This is a genomic window from Pseudomonas aphyarum, assembly GCF_028657055.1.
GTDB classification, from domain to species: domain Bacteria; phylum Pseudomonadota; class Gammaproteobacteria; order Pseudomonadales; family Pseudomonadaceae; genus Aquipseudomonas; species Aquipseudomonas aphyarum.
This window is the reverse complement of the sequence record NZ_JAMDGS010000018.1, coordinates 83,810-99,281: the sequence shown is the minus strand read 5'-3', so window position 1 is coordinate 99,281 and position 15,472 is coordinate 83,810. Positions and strand designations below refer to the sequence as shown.

Genomic DNA, 15,472 nt, shown 5'->3' with positions numbered 1-15,472 from the left:
ATGCCCTGCTCCCTTTCCCCCTCGCCCCCCCTGGGGGAGGGGGCTGGGGTGAGGGGGTAGGCTTTTGACTTTGATCTGGCATCGGAGAGGACTACAATCCCCACCCCGCCTCGATGGCCGATCTGCCCCGCCCATGCTGACCTGTTCCGTACACCCGCTGCCCTACCGCGCCAACCCCGCCGACTATTTCGCGGCCGTCCGCCATGCGCCCGGCGCCGTGCTGCTCGACAGTGGCCGGCCGAGTGCCGACCGTGGCCATTACGACCTGCTCAGTGCCTGGCCGCTGGAACAACTGGCGGTGTTGCCGGACGAGCGCGGCGACGATTTCCTGCAACGTCTGCGGGACAATCTGACCCGCTTGGGCGACGCGCAATTACCTGACGGGGACGAATTGCCCTTTGCCGGCGGCCTGATCGGTTACCTGAGCTACGACTTCGGCCGGCATCTGGAAAACCTGCCGAGCCAGGCCCGGGATGACCTGCAATTGCCCGATGCGCGTTTTGGGCTGTACGACTGGGCGTTGATCAGTGACCACCAATCGGCCACCAGCCAACTGGTGTTTCACCCGTCGGTCAGCGCCAGCGAGAAACAGCGGTTGATCGATGTATTCAGCCAACCGGTGGGTGCCGAACTGACCCCGTTCAAGCTGAACAGCCCGATGGCGGCAGATCTCTCAGCCGACGAGTACCGTCAGGCATTCGAACGCATCCAGCATTACATCCAGGCCGGCGACTGCTATCAGGTCAACTTCGCCCAGCGTTTCCGCGCGCCGTGCCAGGGCGATCCATGGCTGGCCTACTGCAAATTGCGTGAGGCCTGCCCGACGCCGTTTTCCGGTTTCCAGAGCCTGCCCGACGGCAACGCGGTACTGAGCCTGTCGCCCGAGCGCTTCGTCAAAGTCAGCCAGCGTCAGGTGGAAACCCGCCCGATCAAGGGCACCCGCCCCCGTGGCGCGACCCCGGCCGAAGACGCGGCGAACGCCGCCGAACTGCTGGCCAGCCCCAAGGATCGCGCGGAAAACCTGATGATCGTCGACCTGCTGCGCAACGACCTGGGCCGCACCTGCCGCATCGGCTCGGTGCGGGTGCCGGAATTGTTCAGCCTGGAAAGTTATCCGAACGTGCATCACCTGGTCAGCAGCGTGACCGGTGAACTGGCGGAAGATCGCGACGCCCTGGACCTGATCGCCGGCAGCTTCCCCGGCGGCTCGATCACCGGCGCACCGAAGATTCGCGCGATGCAGATCATCGACGAACTGGAGCCGACCCGACGTGGGTTGTATTGCGGTTCGTTGCTGTATCTGGACGTGCGCGGCGAGATGGACAGCTCCATCGCCATTCGCAGTCTGCTGGTGAAGGATGGACAGGTGTGCTGCTGGGGCGGTGGCGGGATCGTCGCCGATTCGGACTGGCAGGCGGAGTATCAGGAGTCGATTACCAAGGTCAGGGTCCTGCTCGAAACCCTGCAGAACCTCTGACGTTTGTGGCGAGGGAGCTTGCGCCCTCGCCACAATGTGACTTACAGGCTCAATTCGCGATTCGAAGCCTTGAGAAACTCCTGCTTCAACTCGGCAAACGTATGCACCGCCGGAAACTGCGGAAACTCGCGAATCACGTTATCCGGCGCATGGAACAGAATCCCCGCATCCGCTTCGCCCAGCATGCTGGTGTCGTTGTACGAATCCCCCGCCGCAATCACCCGGTAATACAGACTTTTGAAGGCCAGAACCGACTGGCGTTTCGGATCTTTCTGACGCAACTGGTAGCTGGTCACCCGCCCCGTGTCATCGGTAATCAGTCGATGGCAAAGCAAGGTCGGAAAGCCCAGCTGACGCATCAGCGGCTGGGAAAACTCGTAGAACGTGTCCGACAGAATCACCACCTGAAACCGCTCGCGCAGCCAGTCGACGAACTCCACCGCGCCGTCCAGCGGCTTGAGGGTGGCAATCACTTCCTGAATGTCCGAAAGCTTCAGGCCATGCTCGTCGAGGATGCGCAGGCGCTGCTTCATCAGCACGTCGTAGTCGGGAATGTCCCGGGTGGTGGCCTTGAGCGATTCGATTCCGGTTTTTTCGGCGAAGGCGATCCAGATTTCCGGTACCAGCACCCCTTCAAGATCAAGACAGGCAATTTCCACAAGACACTCCCGTTTGTAATGTTTATTGAGCCGAGCGAGCCCGAACTCTAGCGGCTCGACCTGGACCGCGCAACGCAGAGGCCGCCCCGGCGGCCGTTGCTTTTTGTTAACATCGCCGCCATATAGAGCGCCCAGCGCCACCGACCTGTAGGAAGCCGCCCTGATGAGCCCAACGTTCGACGTCGTGGAACTCGCCACGACCTATGCCAACAAATCCGCGCAGGACATCCTCAAACTCGCGTTCGCCGAGTTCGGCGATGACCTGTGGATATCTTTCAGCGGCGCCGAGGATGTGGTGCTGGTGGACATGGCCTGGAAGCTGAACAAGAACGTCAAGGTGTTCAGTCTCGACACCGGCCGCCTGCATCCGGAAACCTACCGCTTCATCGATCAGGTGCGCGAGCACTACAAGATCGACATCGAACTGGTCTCGCCGGACTACACGAAACTTGAACCGTTCGTGAAGGAAAAAGGCCTGTTCAGTTTCTACAAGGACGGCCATGGCGAATGCTGCGGCATCCGCAAGATCGAGCCGCTGCGCCGCAAGCTGTCCGGCGTCAAAGCCTGGGCCACCGGCCAGCGCCGTGATCAAAGCCCTGGCACCCGCAGTGCCGTGGCGGTGATGGAAATCGATACAGCGTTCTCCACCCCGGAGCGCACCCTGTACAAGTTCAACCCGCTGGCGCAGATGACCAGCGAGGAAATCTGGGGCTACATCCGCATGCTGGAGCTGCCGTACAACAGCCTGCATGAGCGCGGCTTCATCAGCATCGGCTGCGAACCGTGCACCCGCCCTGTCCTGCCGAACCAGCACGAGCGCGAAGGTCGCTGGTGGTGGGAAGAAGCGACCCAGAAAGAATGCGGGTTGCATGCCGGGAATATCATCAGCAAGGCCTGATTTTCCAGCCCCGATGATGCGACTGTGGGAGCAAATCAGCTCCCACAGTGTTACCTACCCGTCTTGAAAAATGTGTACACACGAATGTCACCATCGGTGCCATTTATGTGTGCACTTTTCATTTCTACGCCCTGAAAAGTTACATCAAGCTCCAAAAACACTCCCTCCCGATGCTCGCCAAAATCCCTCCCGAAAAATAAATACCTGTTCGAACGGTCAATTTATATCGCCCGTATTTCAGCGACTTAGCGCTCTTCAATAACTTTTCGAAATCAGCGGTGATTTTCATAGATCGCCGGCTGGCACAGATCTGGCTTTAGTGCATACATGTTTTGTATACAAAACCGCAAAACATGAACCCACACTTTCGATCCGCAAGCCTGAAGCGCCCTATCCCGTACAGGCTGCAGATGCCCCGTAACCAGTGATGTTTTCACCGCCGCGACGAAGATCTGCCGAGCCCGAACGCTCATGCACAGTCATCGTGGCTCGAACATCAGGAGCCTGCCGGAATGCGTACGAGTCTCTCCAATAACAACATCGCGCTGAATCTGCCCGCCTCTTCCACCCTCGACCACAGCGTGCCCGGTGATGGCATCGCCGAACCGCTGCAACTGAGCCCGCGTCTGCACAACAGCGACCTCGCGCCGACCAAGGTCGAAGGACGGCGCTGGGGCAAATACAGCATCTTTGCCCTGTGGACCAACGATGTGCACAACATCGCCAATTACTCGTTTGCCATCGGCTTGTACGCCCTGGGCCTGGGCGGCTGGCAGATTCTGCTGTCGCTGGGGATCGGCGCGGCACTGGTGTATTTCTTCATGAACCTGTCCGGCTACATGGGGCAGAAAACCGGTGTGCCGTTTCCGGTGATCAGCCGGATCAGTTTCGGCATTCACGGGGCGCAGATTCCTGCATTGATCCGGGCGGTGATCGCCATTGCCTGGTTCGGCATTCAGACGTACCTGGCGTCGGTGGTGTTTCGCGTGTTGCTCACGGCGATCCATCCCGGATTCGCCGAATACGACCACAACTCGATCCTCGGCCTGTCGAGCCTGGGCTGGGTGTGTTTCGTGGCGATCTGGTTCGTGCAGTTGGCGATTCTCGCCTACGGCATGGAAATGGTCCGCCGCTACGAAGCCTTCGCCGGGCCGGTGATTCTGCTAACCGTCGCCTGCCTCGCCGCGTGGATGTACACCCAGGCCAACGCGACCATCGCCTGGTCGATCCGCGAACCGCTGACCGGCGGCGAGATGTGGCGCAACATCTTTGCCGGCGGCGCCTTGTGGCTGGCGATCTACGGGACGCTGATCCTCAACTTCTGCGACTTCGCCCGCTCTTCGCCGTGCCGCAAGACGATCAAGATCGGAAATTTCTGGGGCCTGCCGGTCAATATTCTGGTGTTCGCCGGGATCACAGTCCTGCTGTGCGGTGCGCAATTTCAGATCAACGGCCGGATCATCGAAAGCCCGACCGAAATCATTGCGTCGATCCCCAACACGTTCTTTCTGGTGCTCGGCTGCCTGGCGTTCCTGATCGTCACCGTGGCGGTGAACATCATGGCCAACTTCGTCGCCCCGGCCTTCGTACTCAGCAATCTGGCGCCTAAATATCTGACCTTTCGCCGCGCCGGGCTGATCAGCGCAACGATTGCGGTGCTGATCCTGCCGTGGAACCTCTACAACAGCCCGCTGGTGATCGTGTACTTCCTGTCCGGCCTCGGCGCTCTGCTCGGCCCGTTGTACGGCGTGATCATGGTCGACTACTGGCTGATCCGCAAAGGCCGGATCCACGTACCGCAGCTGTACAGCGAAAACCCGAACGGCGCGTATTACTACAGCCGCGGGGTCAATCTGCGGGCGGTGGCGGCGTTCATTCCGGCCGCGTTGATCGCGATCGTTCTGGCACTGGTGCCGGGCTTCCACAGCGTTTCGCCCTTCTCCTGGCTGATCGGCGCCGGCATTGCCGGGATGCTCTACCTGATCATTGCCAAACGCCAGCCGCACTACGCCGATGTCGACGGTGAAGCCATCGCCGTCGACAACGTCAGCCACTGAATCTTTTGGCGGCCCTTCGCGGGGCCGCAGAACCAACCGTAATAAGGACTTCCCATGCGAATTCTCGTGGTCAACGTCAACACCACCGAATCCATTACCCAGGCCATCGCCCGCTCGGCGCAGGCTGTCGCTTCCCCCGGCACCGAGATTGTCGGCCTGACGCCGTACTTCGGCGCCGATTCAGTCGAAGGCAATTTCGAAAGTTACCTGGCCGCCATCGCCGTGATGGACCGGGTGATGTCCTACGACCAGCCGTTCGACGCGGTGATCCAGGCCGGCTACGGCGAGCACGGTCGCGAAGGTTTGCAGGAATTGCTCAACGTGCCGGTGGTGGACATCACCGATGCGGCGGCCAGCACCGCGATGTTCCTCGGCCACGCCTATTCGGTGGTCACCACGCTGGATCGCACTGTGCCGTTGATCGAGGATCGGCTGAAACTGTCCGGCCTGTGGGATCGCTGCGCCTCGGTACGCGCCAGTGGTCTGGCGGTTCTGGAGCTGGAACACGAACCGCAACGGGCGCTGGAAGCCATCGTCCATCAGGCGGAACTGGCGGTGACTCAGGATAAAGCCGAAGTGATCTGCCTGGGTTGCGGCGGCATGGCCGGGCTCGACGAGAAGATCCGTCAGCGCACCGGAGTGCCGGTGGTGGATGGCGTCACTGCGGCCGTGACCATCGCTGAATCACTGGTGCGACTGAGCCTGTCGACGTCCAAGGTGCGGACTTATGCGACGCCACGGCCGAAAACCATCATCGGCTGGCCAGCACGTTTTGCGCGTTGAAACGTTCGGCGAGGCCCAGGGTTGAAAACTGCTCGATGACAAAATCGACGAACGCCCGGGTCTTGCCCGGCAGCAGTTTGTGTTCGGCGTAATAGATGGAGATGTTGCCGTCGTCGACGTACCAGTCGGGCAAGACTCGCTGCAACGTCCCCGCCTCAAGATAGCCGACGGCAAACGGCATGCTCACCAAAGCAATTCCCAACCCCTGCGCCGCCGTGGTGCAGGCGGCTTCGGAATCGCTCATGGTCATTCGTGCCTTGAGGGTCAGCGGGCTGTGTTGCCGGGTGCGATGCGTCAACTGCCAGGAGCGCACGCGACCGGTCTGCGGTGAGCGGATCAGGATGCCGTCGTGCAGCTTGAGGTCGTCCGGTTCGCTGATCGGCGCGTACCGATCCAGATAATCCGCAGAAGCCACCAACACCCGATGCGCCGGTGTCAGCCTGCGCGCCACCACGCCTTGGGGCAGTTCGAAGCCGCCGCCAATCGCCGCATCGAAACCCTGGCCGATCAGATCGACCTGGCGGTTATCGAAGTGCCAGTCCGGATTGATCGCCGGAAACCTTGTCAGGAACTCCCCCAGCAACGGCACGATGTACAAACGGCCGAACACCGTGCCCATGCTGACTTTCAGCGTGCCGGCCGGTTGGCCTCCGGCGCTGGCCAGATTGTTCACCGCGTTCTGGATGGTGGTCAGACTGCCGCTGACCTCACTCAGAAACAGTTGCCCCGCTTCCGTCAGGGTCAATCTTCGAGTGCTACGCTGGAACAGCCTCACGCCGAGGCGCGCTTCCAGTTTCGCCACGCTTTTGCCCACGGCGGCCGGTGTCAGGCTCAGGCGTCGTGCGGCCTCGGCAAAGCTGCCGACTTCGGCGCTGCGCACGAAGCATTCGATACTGCTGAAGGTTTCCATGGCCGCCACTCTAAACTTTTGGTTTACACAGACTATAGCAACCACGGTCTACTCGCCTGGTGGCGAGGGGCAGATACTCGACACCACACCAAGGCAGCCTGCCTTGAAACTTCTGGAGATCGAACATGACCACTCAAAACCTCAGCGGTAAAGTCGCTCTGATTCAAGGCGGCTCTCGCGGCATCGGTGCCGCCATCGTCAAACGCCTGGCCGCTGAAGGCGCCGCAGTTGCCTTTACCTATGTCAGCTCGGCCGCCAAGGCTGAAGAACTGCAAAACAGCATCACCGCCACCGGCGGCAAAGCCCTGGCGATCAAGGCCGACAGCGCCGACGCCGGTGCCATCCGCCACGCCGTAAGCGCCACTGTCGAAACCTTTGGCCACCTCGACATTCTGGTCAACAACGCCGGCGTGCTGGCCGTCGCCCCGCTGGAAGACTTCAAACTGGAAGACTTCGACCAGACCCTGGCAATCAACGTGCGCAGCGTGTTCATCGCCAGCCAGGAAGCCGCCAAACACATGGGCGAAGGCTCGCGCATCATCAACATCGGCAGCACCAACGCCGACCGCATGCCCTTCGCCGGTGGCGGCGTGTATGCGATGAGCAAGTCCGCGCTGGTGGGCCTGACCAAAGGCCTGGCCCGCGACCTCGGCCCACGCGGCATCACCATCAACAACGTGCAGCCCGGCCCGGTCGATACCGACATGAACCCGGCCCACGGCGAGTTCGCTGACAGCCTGATCCCGCTGATGGCGGTGGGTCGCTACGGTAAAGCCGAGGAAATCGCCAGCTTCGTGGCCTACCTCGCCAGCCCGGAGGCCGGTTACATCACCGGTGCCAGCCTGACCATCGACGGTGGTTTCGGCGCCTGATTGATCAGATAGTCGATAACCAAAAACGCCGCCCCTCCTTTAATAGAGGGGCGGCGTTTTTTTGTCGGCGGTTTGATCAGGCCCAGTCGAGCGCCGGCAATCCGCATGCACTCGGCGTGAACGCTTTCAACGTACGAAGAATCCCGTCGGCGTGTGCGTATTTTTCATCGGCCATGGCGGCATCGGGAATCGCGATGGCGGTCATGCCGGCTGCTTTCGCCGCCGTCACGCCGAATGGCGAGTCTTCGAACACCAGACAATCTTCCGGCGCTACACCCAGGCGGCGCGCGGCGGTGAGGAAGATGTCCGGCGCCGGTTTGGCCGCGCCGACTTCCGGGTCGTCAGCGGTGACGATGAAGTCGAACAGTGCAAACCAGTCGCGATGCAAGGTGGTTTTCTGCCCGAACGACTGACGCGACGAACTGGTGCCGACGGCAATCGGAATGTTGTGCGCCTTGAGGTGGCGGATCAGTTCCTCGGCGCCCGGCATCGCTTGCGCGGTGGGAAAACGCTCGCGCATCAGCGGCTCGCGGATCACCAGAAACTCTTCGGCGGTGATCGGCAGGTCCAGAGCTTCAACCACATAACGGGCCAGATCGCCGGCGCCACGGCCGATGATGTTCTGCTTGATGCTCCAGTCGAAGGTGCGCCCGTACCGCTCGGCAATCAGCGAGGTGACCTCGGTGTAAATGCCCTCGGTGTCCAGCAGCAAACCGTCCATATCGAAAATCACGGCCTTGATCGGGCCGAACGCCTTCAGCGGTGCATTCATCATCGGATCCGTTATCAAAGACATCCCGGGCGGCGTGGATAGCGCCGCTGCTCGGATCTGATTAAAGGGTTCAGCAGCATAACGAGCCCGGCCGAGGTTGAGCAACGGGCAATGTCGGTTGTCCGCCGAACGCCCTCCCGCAGATTTAGAGAATCGCCCTACAGACATCGCCTACTCGGCTGACTTCTTTCCTGTTTGATCCCCCGCACAGTTTCGCGCCATTCCCCTGATGCGCGCGAGTGACTGCGAATGCTTCCATCTGACCAACTCCTGAAACTGAACAACAGCATTGGTTTGCTGGTGGTCGCTGCGCTGAACCCTGATCAGCCCGACGTCGAAAAGCTGTTTAAGGAGTTTCGTCTCTGCCTCAACAACTATGACACCTGGGCCGAGCAGTTCTGGACGGGCACCGCGCTGGCTGTCGAGCAAGTGTTCCAGGTCGGCAACGATGTCCGACTCAGTGCGCCGGTTGCCAGCCGCAAACCCATCAGTTCCTCCGTCGCCATGTGTTCCGCCAGCGGCTCCCTGACGCTGGTGCACATGTTCGAAGCCGCGCGGTTTGTGCCGATCGGTGATACGCCGGTGATCCTTGAACCGGTCATTTCCGATGTCGACGGTGTTCTCGGTTTCGGCGAACCGCTGCATTACACCATCGGCCCCAGCGGCATTCTCAAGGTCGAGGACTGCGACCGGGGCCAGCGTTATCGCATCACCTTCTTTCCCGATGTTTCCACCGCGCATATCCAAATGTTGTACGCCTCGTATCAGGGCCTTGTTGATGGCCTGGAAGGCTGGCTGCGTGAGGAATGGAAAGGGTTTCAACCGCAGTGGACGGAGTTTTCCAGCGCCGGTTTCACCGAGCGTTACGGGCAGTTGCAACGGGCTGACTGGCATGGCTTCGAATCCGCCCTGAATGGTGTCTGGGATGACGTGAAGCAGCTGTTTGCCCTGCTCGCCGATTTGCAGGCCAACAGCGAAAAGCTTCTGCAATACCTGTCCAGCGTTGAACTGGATGCCTTGCTCGAGGCGTCCAGCGAGGCCATTGCCAATGGCCTGCTGATGCTCGGCGATGAGCCGTTGCTGTTCATTTATCTGGCGGCCTTTACCAGTTGGCTGAAGATGTTGCCGCCGCAGTATCTGGCCGAGGTAGTGGCTGAGGTTCGGGCCGAGCTGCTGGTCAGTTTTCTGCTGATGTGTGTGTCGGGTGGCATGGGTGTGCCGCTGCGGTTGAGCACCAAGGTACTGGGCAAGATCAAGTCGCCGCGTGCGCGGGAATGGCTGGCGGCGTCGGCGTTGAGGCTGGCGGAGATGACCTCGGCGCCTGACCTGACCCGACATGCGAGCGCTTTAAAACCGTTGATGGTCAATGCGCGGCAGGCGCCGTTGCGGCCGACACCGGCTGTCCCGCTGGAGGTTCGCACGGCGGATGCGCTGGAGCTGACGGTGCCCAATCCGGCGGCCATTGCCCGCGACAAATCCCACGGCATGACGCGAATGGAACGGCATGAGCCTCGCGATGACGCTTCGGATCAGGCGAAAAATCCCAACGGTGACAGTGCTGATTGTGCGCCGCTGACCTGCACCAACGGGTGCCCGGTGTCGATGGTCACCGGCGAAGAGCTGCTGACGCTGACCGATGGCGTGCTCGATGGGCTGTTGCCGTTCGAGTTCAGCCGGTTGTACCGCACCAGCGCGGCCGAGATCGATGTCGGGCTGGGGTTTGGCTGGAGTCATTCGCTGGCGCATCGGCTGGAGGTTGATGGCGATGGCGTGGTCTGGGTTGACCATGAGAACCGGCGCACGCGGTTTCCGTTGCCGAGCGTCGAGCGGCCGGCGATCCACAACAGCTTGTCGCGGGCGGCGATCTTTCTCGGGGATGAGCCTGAGGAGCTGATTGTTGCGCTGGCGGGGGACGCGGCGCGGTTTTATCACTTTCGGGCTGGGCGTCTGACTGCTGTCAGCGATGCCTACGGCAATCGTCTGACGGTGCATCGGGATTTTTCCGACCGGATTCAGCGGCTAGATAACGGGGCTGGTCGTTCTCTGTTGCTGCGCTATGAGCGAGCGCATCTGGTTGCGGTCGATTATCAGGTTTTTCGGGAGTCTGCCTGGCGCACCGAGCAGACGCTGGCCAGTTACCGCTTTGATGCCCGCCATCGGCTGATAGAAGCGGCGAACGCGGTCGGCGAAAGCGAGCGTTACGACTACGACGATCAGCACGTCATCCTGCAACGGCAACTGGCCGGCGGCGCGAGCTTCTTCTGGGAGTGGGAGCGTGCCGGCAAGGCGGCGCGTTGCGTGCGGCACTGGGCGTCGTTTTCGCAGATGGATACGCGTTACGTCTGGGATGATGCCGGCCGTGTCACCGTGCATTACGTCGATGGGACTGAGGAAACTTACGTCCACGACGACACCGCGCGGCTGGTGCGGCTGGTCGCCGCCGATGGTGGTGAACAGCTCAAGGCCTATGATTCGGCGGGTCGGCTGGTCGCCGAGCAGGATGCACTGGGGGCGGTTACCGAGTACCGCTACGACGATGCCGGACGGCTGATCGCGCTGATTCCGCCGGACGATGCACCGACGTCCTACGAGTACCGCAATGGTTTCCTGCACAGCCGTTCGCGTGGCGATGCGGTGTGGACCTACCGGCGTAATGCTCAGGGGGATATCACCGAGGCGGTCGATCCGGACGGTCACGTCACCCATTACCACTACGACGCGCAGGGGCGGTTGCTGTCGATCCGTTATCCGGATTCCGGTCGCCATGTGTTTGTGTGGAACGACCTCGGCCAACTGGTCGAGGAAAGCTTGCCGGACGGTGGGGTTCGGAAGTTTTCCTACGACGCTTTGGGGCGGCGGATTACTGCGCAGGATGAACACGGTGCGGTCACTCGTCAGGCCTGGGACGCTGTTGGCCGGCTGATTCAGACCAGCTCGCCTACCGGGGCGACACGAGCGTTCAGTTACAGCGCCTACGGCCAGATCACCGCCGAACGCGATGAACTGGGGCGCATCACCCGCTACGAATATGACGACGACCTGCACCTGGTCAGCCGGCGGATCAATCCCGACGGCACGCGGCTGCAATACCGCTACGACCATGCGCAGCTGCTGCTCACGGAAATCGAGAACGAGTCCGGCGAAAAGTACCTTCTGGACTACACGCCCACCGGACTGATCCGACAGGAAACCGGCTTCGATGGCCGGCGCACCGCCTACGCCTACGACCACAACGGCCACCTGCTGGAAAAGACCGAGTACGGCGACGACGGCTCGACACTGGTCACCGCTTATGAGCGCGACAGCGCCGGGCGCCTGCTGCTCAAGACCCTGCCGGACGGGACCGAGGTCAGCTACCGCTATGACCGTCTCGGTCGGCTGGTCGGGGTGGATGACGGCCAGGATCACCCGCTGGCCTTCGAATACGATCTGCAGGATCGGCTGGTGCGCGAGCATCAGGGCTGGGGCACCTTGCGTTATGCCTACGACGCCTGCGGCCAGCTCACCCGCCTGCGCCTGCCGGACAACAGCAAGCTCGACTACCACTACGCCAAGGGCGGCGCGCTGACCGCGATCGACCTCAACGGCGCCTTGCTCACCCGCCACGTCTACCAGAACGGCCGCGAACAGCAGCGCCAGCAAGGCCTGCTGCTCAGCGAATACGCCTACGACGAACAGGGCCGGTTAAGCGCCCACGCCGTAGGCCATCAGCGCAACTCGCTGTACCGCCGCGACTTTGCCTACAGCGCCAACGGCAACCTCGAACACATCGCCGACACCCGCCACGGCCAGCGCAGCTACACCTACGACGCCCTCGACCGGCTGATCCGCGTACGCCACACCCGCGACGATGTGCCGGAAAACTTTGCCCATGACCCGGCCGGCAACCTGCTGATGCAGGACCGTCCCGGCCCGACACAGATCAAAGGCAACCGCCTGCTGATGCAGGGCGACCGCCACTACGACTACGACGCTTTCGGCAACCTGATCCGCGAACGCCGCGGCCGCGCGCAAACCCTCGTGACCGAATACCGCTACGACAGTCAGCACCGCCTGATCGGCCTCACCCGCCCCGACGGCACCACCGCCACCTACCAATACGACGCCTTCGGCCGGCGCATCCGCAAAACCGTCGACGGCCAGACCACCGAGTTCTTCTGGCAAGGCGACCACCTGATCGCCGAAAGCAGCCCGACCCAGCACCGCAGCTTCATCTACGAACCCGGCACCTTCCGCCCCTTGGCGATGCTCGACGGCAAAGGCCCGAAACGCGCCTGCCCGTTCTACTACCAACTCGACCACCTCGGCACCCCGCAGGAGCTGACCGACTACAGCGGCGACATCGTCTGGTCCGCCAAATACAGCGCCTACGGCAAGGTCACCTCGCTGGAACTGGCGAGCGAGGATTACCTGAACCAGCCGCTGCGCTTTCAGGGGCAGTACTTCGATGACGAAAGTGGGCTGCATTACAACCGGCACCGGTACTACGACCCGGACGTGGGACGGTACCTGACGCCGGATCCGGTGAAGCTGGCGGGTGGGCTGAACCAGTACCGGTACGTGCCGAATCCGACGGGGTGGGTGGATCCGTTGGGGTTGACGTCCAATTGTCCGCCGCCGAATAGGCCGGGTTGTGAGATTCCAGATGGAAGTAATGGGGTTAAGGTTGAAGAGGGAGAGCCGAATCTACCGACCATTGCTCACAATATAGATCCAAAAATCTTGAAGCGAGTACATACAATAGAGGGAAAAGCCTCAACCAAAAAAGTCGACGACTATAAAAACAGAATGCGTGACGGATACAACCCAGCATATCCCATTGACGTTATAGAATATGACGGCAACCTATACATTCTGGACGGACACCATCGTGCAGCGGCTGCACGGCAAACTGCGACCAATGTGACAATTAGACTTATAACCAACCTCAACACATACAACGGGTCTCTAAAAAGTATTGAGGACGTATTAGACTCAGCAAATAATGTAGGCCTAGACAGATTGGAGCACCGGAGAAGAAGATGAGCGATAAAAATGAAGCTTTGGAAATCCTGATAAATGACTTCATCTCCACGGTGGAGTCCGGCACCTTGTTTTTTGAGCGTGAATTTGGCACTCGAGATATTCGAAGGCTTTGGCATACAAAGGCGATAAAGCGATGCGGGAAAGTCACTGGAGGCGTTAAGTATGAATTACATGGCATCGGATGCTTTATCCACTTGCCGAAAGAAACCGTAGATTTTGACTATGGCCCTAACTGTGAAATTAATGGATTTGATATTTGGCGCCTATACAACTTTTCCTGCGACAGACCATCCAAATATAAAAAATACTGCGACGAAGAAACTGTTGAAAGAGAATTCAAAGAATATGTAAAACTGGAAAAAATCAAAAAAATGTCAGCCATAAGCAATCTTTATGTATTGGCTGACTCGGGAGATACAGATTAAGCGCCACCACAAAAAATGGCCTGTTGACTCAGGCCCTCAAAACCAATCCAAACTCTCCTCCCTCACTGCGCATCCAAGATGCTATCTAAACGGGCAGTACGTGAAAATTACTGCAGAAAATATTTAAGTCTCATTCGGTGTGCACCAATCTCGGTGAAGTGAGTGCCCCATCACTCATCATCATCAAAATCCTCATACTCAAGCTCTTCCTCACCCTCCAAAAGCGGAACCGTCGCATCATCCATCAACGATCCCGGATCTTCATTCCCCGGATCATTGATAAACGGCAATCCGCTCGGGCCTTTTTCTTCCTTGCCTTCGGTTTCGGGAGTCATGGCGCACCTCGTCAATCGCATTCGTATAGGACGTTCGAAAAGTATGGTCGCCATTCGTTCCTGCGCATGACGCGCAGGTACAAAAAACCCGGCATAAAGCCGGGTTTCCGTAGAACCGGTCACTCAACGATGACGGTTCTTGTGTTTGTTCTTGTGCTTGTGGCCGCCCCCGGAGTGCGACTTGCCGCCATCGTCACCCAGGTTGTTGCCGACCGCACCACCCGCTGCGCCGCCCAATCCTGCGCCGATAGTCGAACCGGTGGAGCCGCCGAGGCTGTTGCCGACCACCGACCCGCCTGCGGCGCCGAGGCCACCGCCAATGGCGGCTTCCGTGCGGTTGCGTTTGTTTGCGCCGACGGCACTGCCGGCCGCACCGCCAACGCCTGCACCCACCGCAGCGCCGGTGCTGCCGCCGAGCTGGCCGCCGACCACATTGCCCAGCGCGCCACCCAATCCACCACCCACGGCGGCTGTGCCATCACCGGCGGCCATGGCGCCTTGGGCCACGAACAATCCCAAAACCAATGCGGATAATGTCAATCGCATACAGACCTCACAGGTCCCGAGTCGGGACGGTACGCCCGCGGAGGGGGCTATGTGGCATTGGAGGCGTATCCGGGAAAAACGTTCAGCAACGAAAAGGCCCGGCATAAAGCCGGGCCTTTTCAGTCACGCGCTGGCAATCAGTGACGCTTGTGGCCCTTGGACAGATTGCTGCCCACCGCGCCACCGGCTGCGCCGCCCAGGCCAGCACCGATGGTGGCGCCAGTCTTGCCACCCAGGCTGTTACCGATCACCGAACCACCTGCCGCGCCGACGCCGCCGCCGATGGCCGCTTTGGTACGGGCACCTTTCTTGGCAGCCAATGCACTGCCGGCAGCACCCGCTACACCAGCACCAATCGCTGCACCGGTGCTGCCGCCCATTTTCTGGCCAACCACGTTACCCAGCGCACCGCCCAGACCGCCACCCAGTGCGGCGGTACCGTCGCCAGCCATTGCACCTTGAGCAACCAGAAGCCCCAGAACCAGAGCAGGCAGAGTTAAACGCATGACGAAAACCTCAACAGAAGGGATAAAAAAAGGGCGCAGATTGAATGCTGTTGTCGCGGCAATGTCCAGCGTTGCAGCGCACTTGGCGCCGATTGGACAGCGAATACGGAAAAGGTTTTATGACGGGCAAAAAAAAGCCCGCTGGGGAGACGGGCTGGAGACTTGCTTTCTAACGGATGGCTTCACCCTACTCAGCCGGGTGTGAAA

Annotated in this window: 13 protein-coding genes; 7 read left to right on the top strand and 6 right to left on the bottom strand. The window is 60.5% G+C overall.

Translation table 11 applies throughout. The features are described from left to right. The first annotated feature begins 133 nt into the window (after nucleotides 1-133). Complete coding sequence (gene pabB, locus M5G18_RS26730) at nucleotides 134-1,477, top strand: aminodeoxychorismate synthase component I (RefSeq protein ID WP_273900143.1); 1,344 nt, start codon at nucleotides 134-136, stop codon at nucleotides 1,475-1,477. Between the two features lie 41 nt (nucleotides 1,478-1,518). On the opposite strand, the gene thrH is transcribed toward pabB, so the two are convergent. Beyond that, nucleotides 1,519-2,136: a bifunctional phosphoserine phosphatase/homoserine phosphotransferase ThrH gene (thrH, locus tag M5G18_RS26725; protein ID WP_273900144.1), complete on the bottom strand. Its 618-nt coding sequence runs from the start codon at nucleotides 2,134-2,136 to the stop codon at nucleotides 1,519-1,521. A 163-nt stretch (nucleotides 2,137-2,299) separates the two neighbouring features. Here thrH and M5G18_RS26720 point away from each other — a divergent pair, with 163 nt between their 5' ends. The 3 genes from M5G18_RS26720 to M5G18_RS26710 all read left to right on the top strand — a co-directional run bounded on the left by M5G18_RS26720 (nucleotide 2,300) and on the right by M5G18_RS26710 (nucleotide 5,874). After that, the gene (locus M5G18_RS26720; protein WP_007960132.1) at nucleotides 2,300-3,034 is read left to right on the top strand and encodes a phosphoadenylyl-sulfate reductase; all 735 of its coding nucleotides are present in this window, start codon (nucleotides 2,300-2,302) and stop codon (nucleotides 3,032-3,034) included. A 512-nt stretch (nucleotides 3,035-3,546) separates the two neighbouring features. Continuing rightward, nucleotides 3,547-5,091, top strand: a complete 1,545-nt coding sequence (locus M5G18_RS26715; protein WP_273900145.1) for an NCS1 family nucleobase:cation symporter-1 — start codon at nucleotides 3,547-3,549, stop codon at nucleotides 5,089-5,091. Nucleotides 5,092-5,145: 54 nt separating this feature from the next. Further along, a complete protein-coding gene (locus tag M5G18_RS26710; RefSeq protein WP_273900146.1) occupies nucleotides 5,146-5,874 on the top strand; it encodes an aspartate/glutamate racemase family protein in 729 nt (242 codons plus the stop codon). Here M5G18_RS26710 and M5G18_RS26705 read toward each other — a convergent pair. Continuing rightward, nucleotides 5,843-6,784: a LysR family transcriptional regulator gene (locus M5G18_RS26705; RefSeq protein ID WP_273900148.1), complete on the bottom strand. Its 942-nt coding sequence runs from the start codon at nucleotides 6,782-6,784 to the stop codon at nucleotides 5,843-5,845. The two genes, M5G18_RS26710 and M5G18_RS26705, sit on opposite strands and share 32 nt — an antisense overlap. Nucleotides 6,785-6,909: 125 nt before the next feature. On the opposite strand from M5G18_RS26705, the gene M5G18_RS26700 reads away from it, so the two are divergent. After that, nucleotides 6,910-7,656, top strand: coding sequence for a 3-oxoacyl-ACP reductase family protein (locus M5G18_RS26700; protein WP_273900149.1), 747 nt, complete (start codon nucleotides 6,910-6,912; stop codon nucleotides 7,654-7,656). A 76-nt stretch (nucleotides 7,657-7,732) separates the two neighbouring features. On the opposite strand, the gene M5G18_RS26695 is transcribed toward M5G18_RS26700, so the two are convergent. Then, nucleotides 7,733-8,428, bottom strand: a complete 696-nt coding sequence (locus M5G18_RS26695) for an HAD-IA family hydrolase (RefSeq protein ID WP_007960113.1) — start codon at nucleotides 8,426-8,428, stop codon at nucleotides 7,733-7,735. Nucleotides 8,429-8,677: 249 nt separating this feature from the next. Between M5G18_RS26695 and M5G18_RS29065 the strand changes: the two genes are divergently transcribed. Beyond that, nucleotides 8,678-13,453, top strand: coding sequence for an RHS repeat-associated core domain-containing protein (locus M5G18_RS29065; RefSeq protein WP_420793902.1), 4,776 nt, complete (start codon nucleotides 8,678-8,680; stop codon nucleotides 13,451-13,453). Continuing rightward, entirely contained in the window at nucleotides 13,450-13,878 is a 429-nt protein-coding gene (locus M5G18_RS26670; RefSeq protein ID WP_273900151.1) for a DUF6896 domain-containing protein, read from the top strand. Before M5G18_RS29065 ends, M5G18_RS26670 begins: the two co-directional genes overlap by 4 nt. A 170-nt stretch (nucleotides 13,879-14,048) precedes the next feature. On the opposite strand, the gene M5G18_RS26665 is transcribed toward M5G18_RS26670, so the two are convergent. The 3 genes from M5G18_RS26665 to M5G18_RS26655 form a co-directional block, all read right to left on the bottom strand. Then, nucleotides 14,049-14,213, bottom strand: coding sequence for a hypothetical protein (locus tag M5G18_RS26665; protein WP_007952178.1), 165 nt, complete (start codon nucleotides 14,211-14,213; stop codon nucleotides 14,049-14,051). A 123-nt stretch (nucleotides 14,214-14,336) separates the two neighbouring features. Further along, nucleotides 14,337-14,759, bottom strand: a complete 423-nt coding sequence (locus M5G18_RS26660; RefSeq protein WP_007952177.1) for a glycine zipper domain-containing protein — start codon at nucleotides 14,757-14,759, stop codon at nucleotides 14,337-14,339. Between the two features lie 137 nt (nucleotides 14,760-14,896). Then, a complete protein-coding gene (locus tag M5G18_RS26655; protein ID WP_039769955.1) occupies nucleotides 14,897-15,265 on the bottom strand; it encodes a glycine zipper domain-containing protein in 369 nt (122 codons plus the stop codon). Nucleotides 15,266-15,472: the final 207 nt, after the last annotated feature.

Coding starts and splice junctions, on each gene's coding strand:
- pabB (WP_273900143.1), top strand. CDS start 134: ATGCTGACCTGTTCCGTACACCCGCTGCCCTACCGCGCCAACCCCGCC.
- M5G18_RS26720 (WP_007960132.1), top strand. CDS start 2,300: ATGAGCCCAACGTTCGACGTCGTGGAACTCGCCACGACCTATGCCAAC.
- M5G18_RS26715 (WP_273900145.1), top strand. CDS start 3,547: ATGCGTACGAGTCTCTCCAATAACAACATCGCGCTGAATCTGCCCGCC.
- M5G18_RS26710 (WP_273900146.1), top strand. CDS start 5,146: ATGCGAATTCTCGTGGTCAACGTCAACACCACCGAATCCATTACCCAG.
- M5G18_RS26705 (WP_273900148.1), bottom strand. CDS start 6,784: ATGGAAACCTTCAGCAGTATCGAATGCTTCGTGCGCAGCGCCGAAGTC.
- M5G18_RS26700 (WP_273900149.1), top strand. CDS start 6,910: ATGACCACTCAAAACCTCAGCGGTAAAGTCGCTCTGATTCAAGGCGGC.
- M5G18_RS26695 (WP_007960113.1), bottom strand. CDS start 8,428: ATGAATGCACCGCTGAAGGCGTTCGGCCCGATCAAGGCCGTGATTTTC.
- M5G18_RS29065 (WP_420793902.1), top strand. CDS start 8,678: ATGCTTCCATCTGACCAACTCCTGAAACTGAACAACAGCATTGGTTTG.
- M5G18_RS26670 (WP_273900151.1), top strand. CDS start 13,450: ATGAGCGATAAAAATGAAGCTTTGGAAATCCTGATAAATGACTTCATC.
- M5G18_RS26665 (WP_007952178.1), bottom strand. CDS start 14,213: ATGACTCCCGAAACCGAAGGCAAGGAAGAAAAAGGCCCGAGCGGATTG.
- M5G18_RS26660 (WP_007952177.1), bottom strand. CDS start 14,759: ATGCGATTGACATTATCCGCATTGGTTTTGGGATTGTTCGTGGCCCAA.
- M5G18_RS26655 (WP_039769955.1), bottom strand. CDS start 15,265: ATGCGTTTAACTCTGCCTGCTCTGGTTCTGGGGCTTCTGGTTGCTCAA.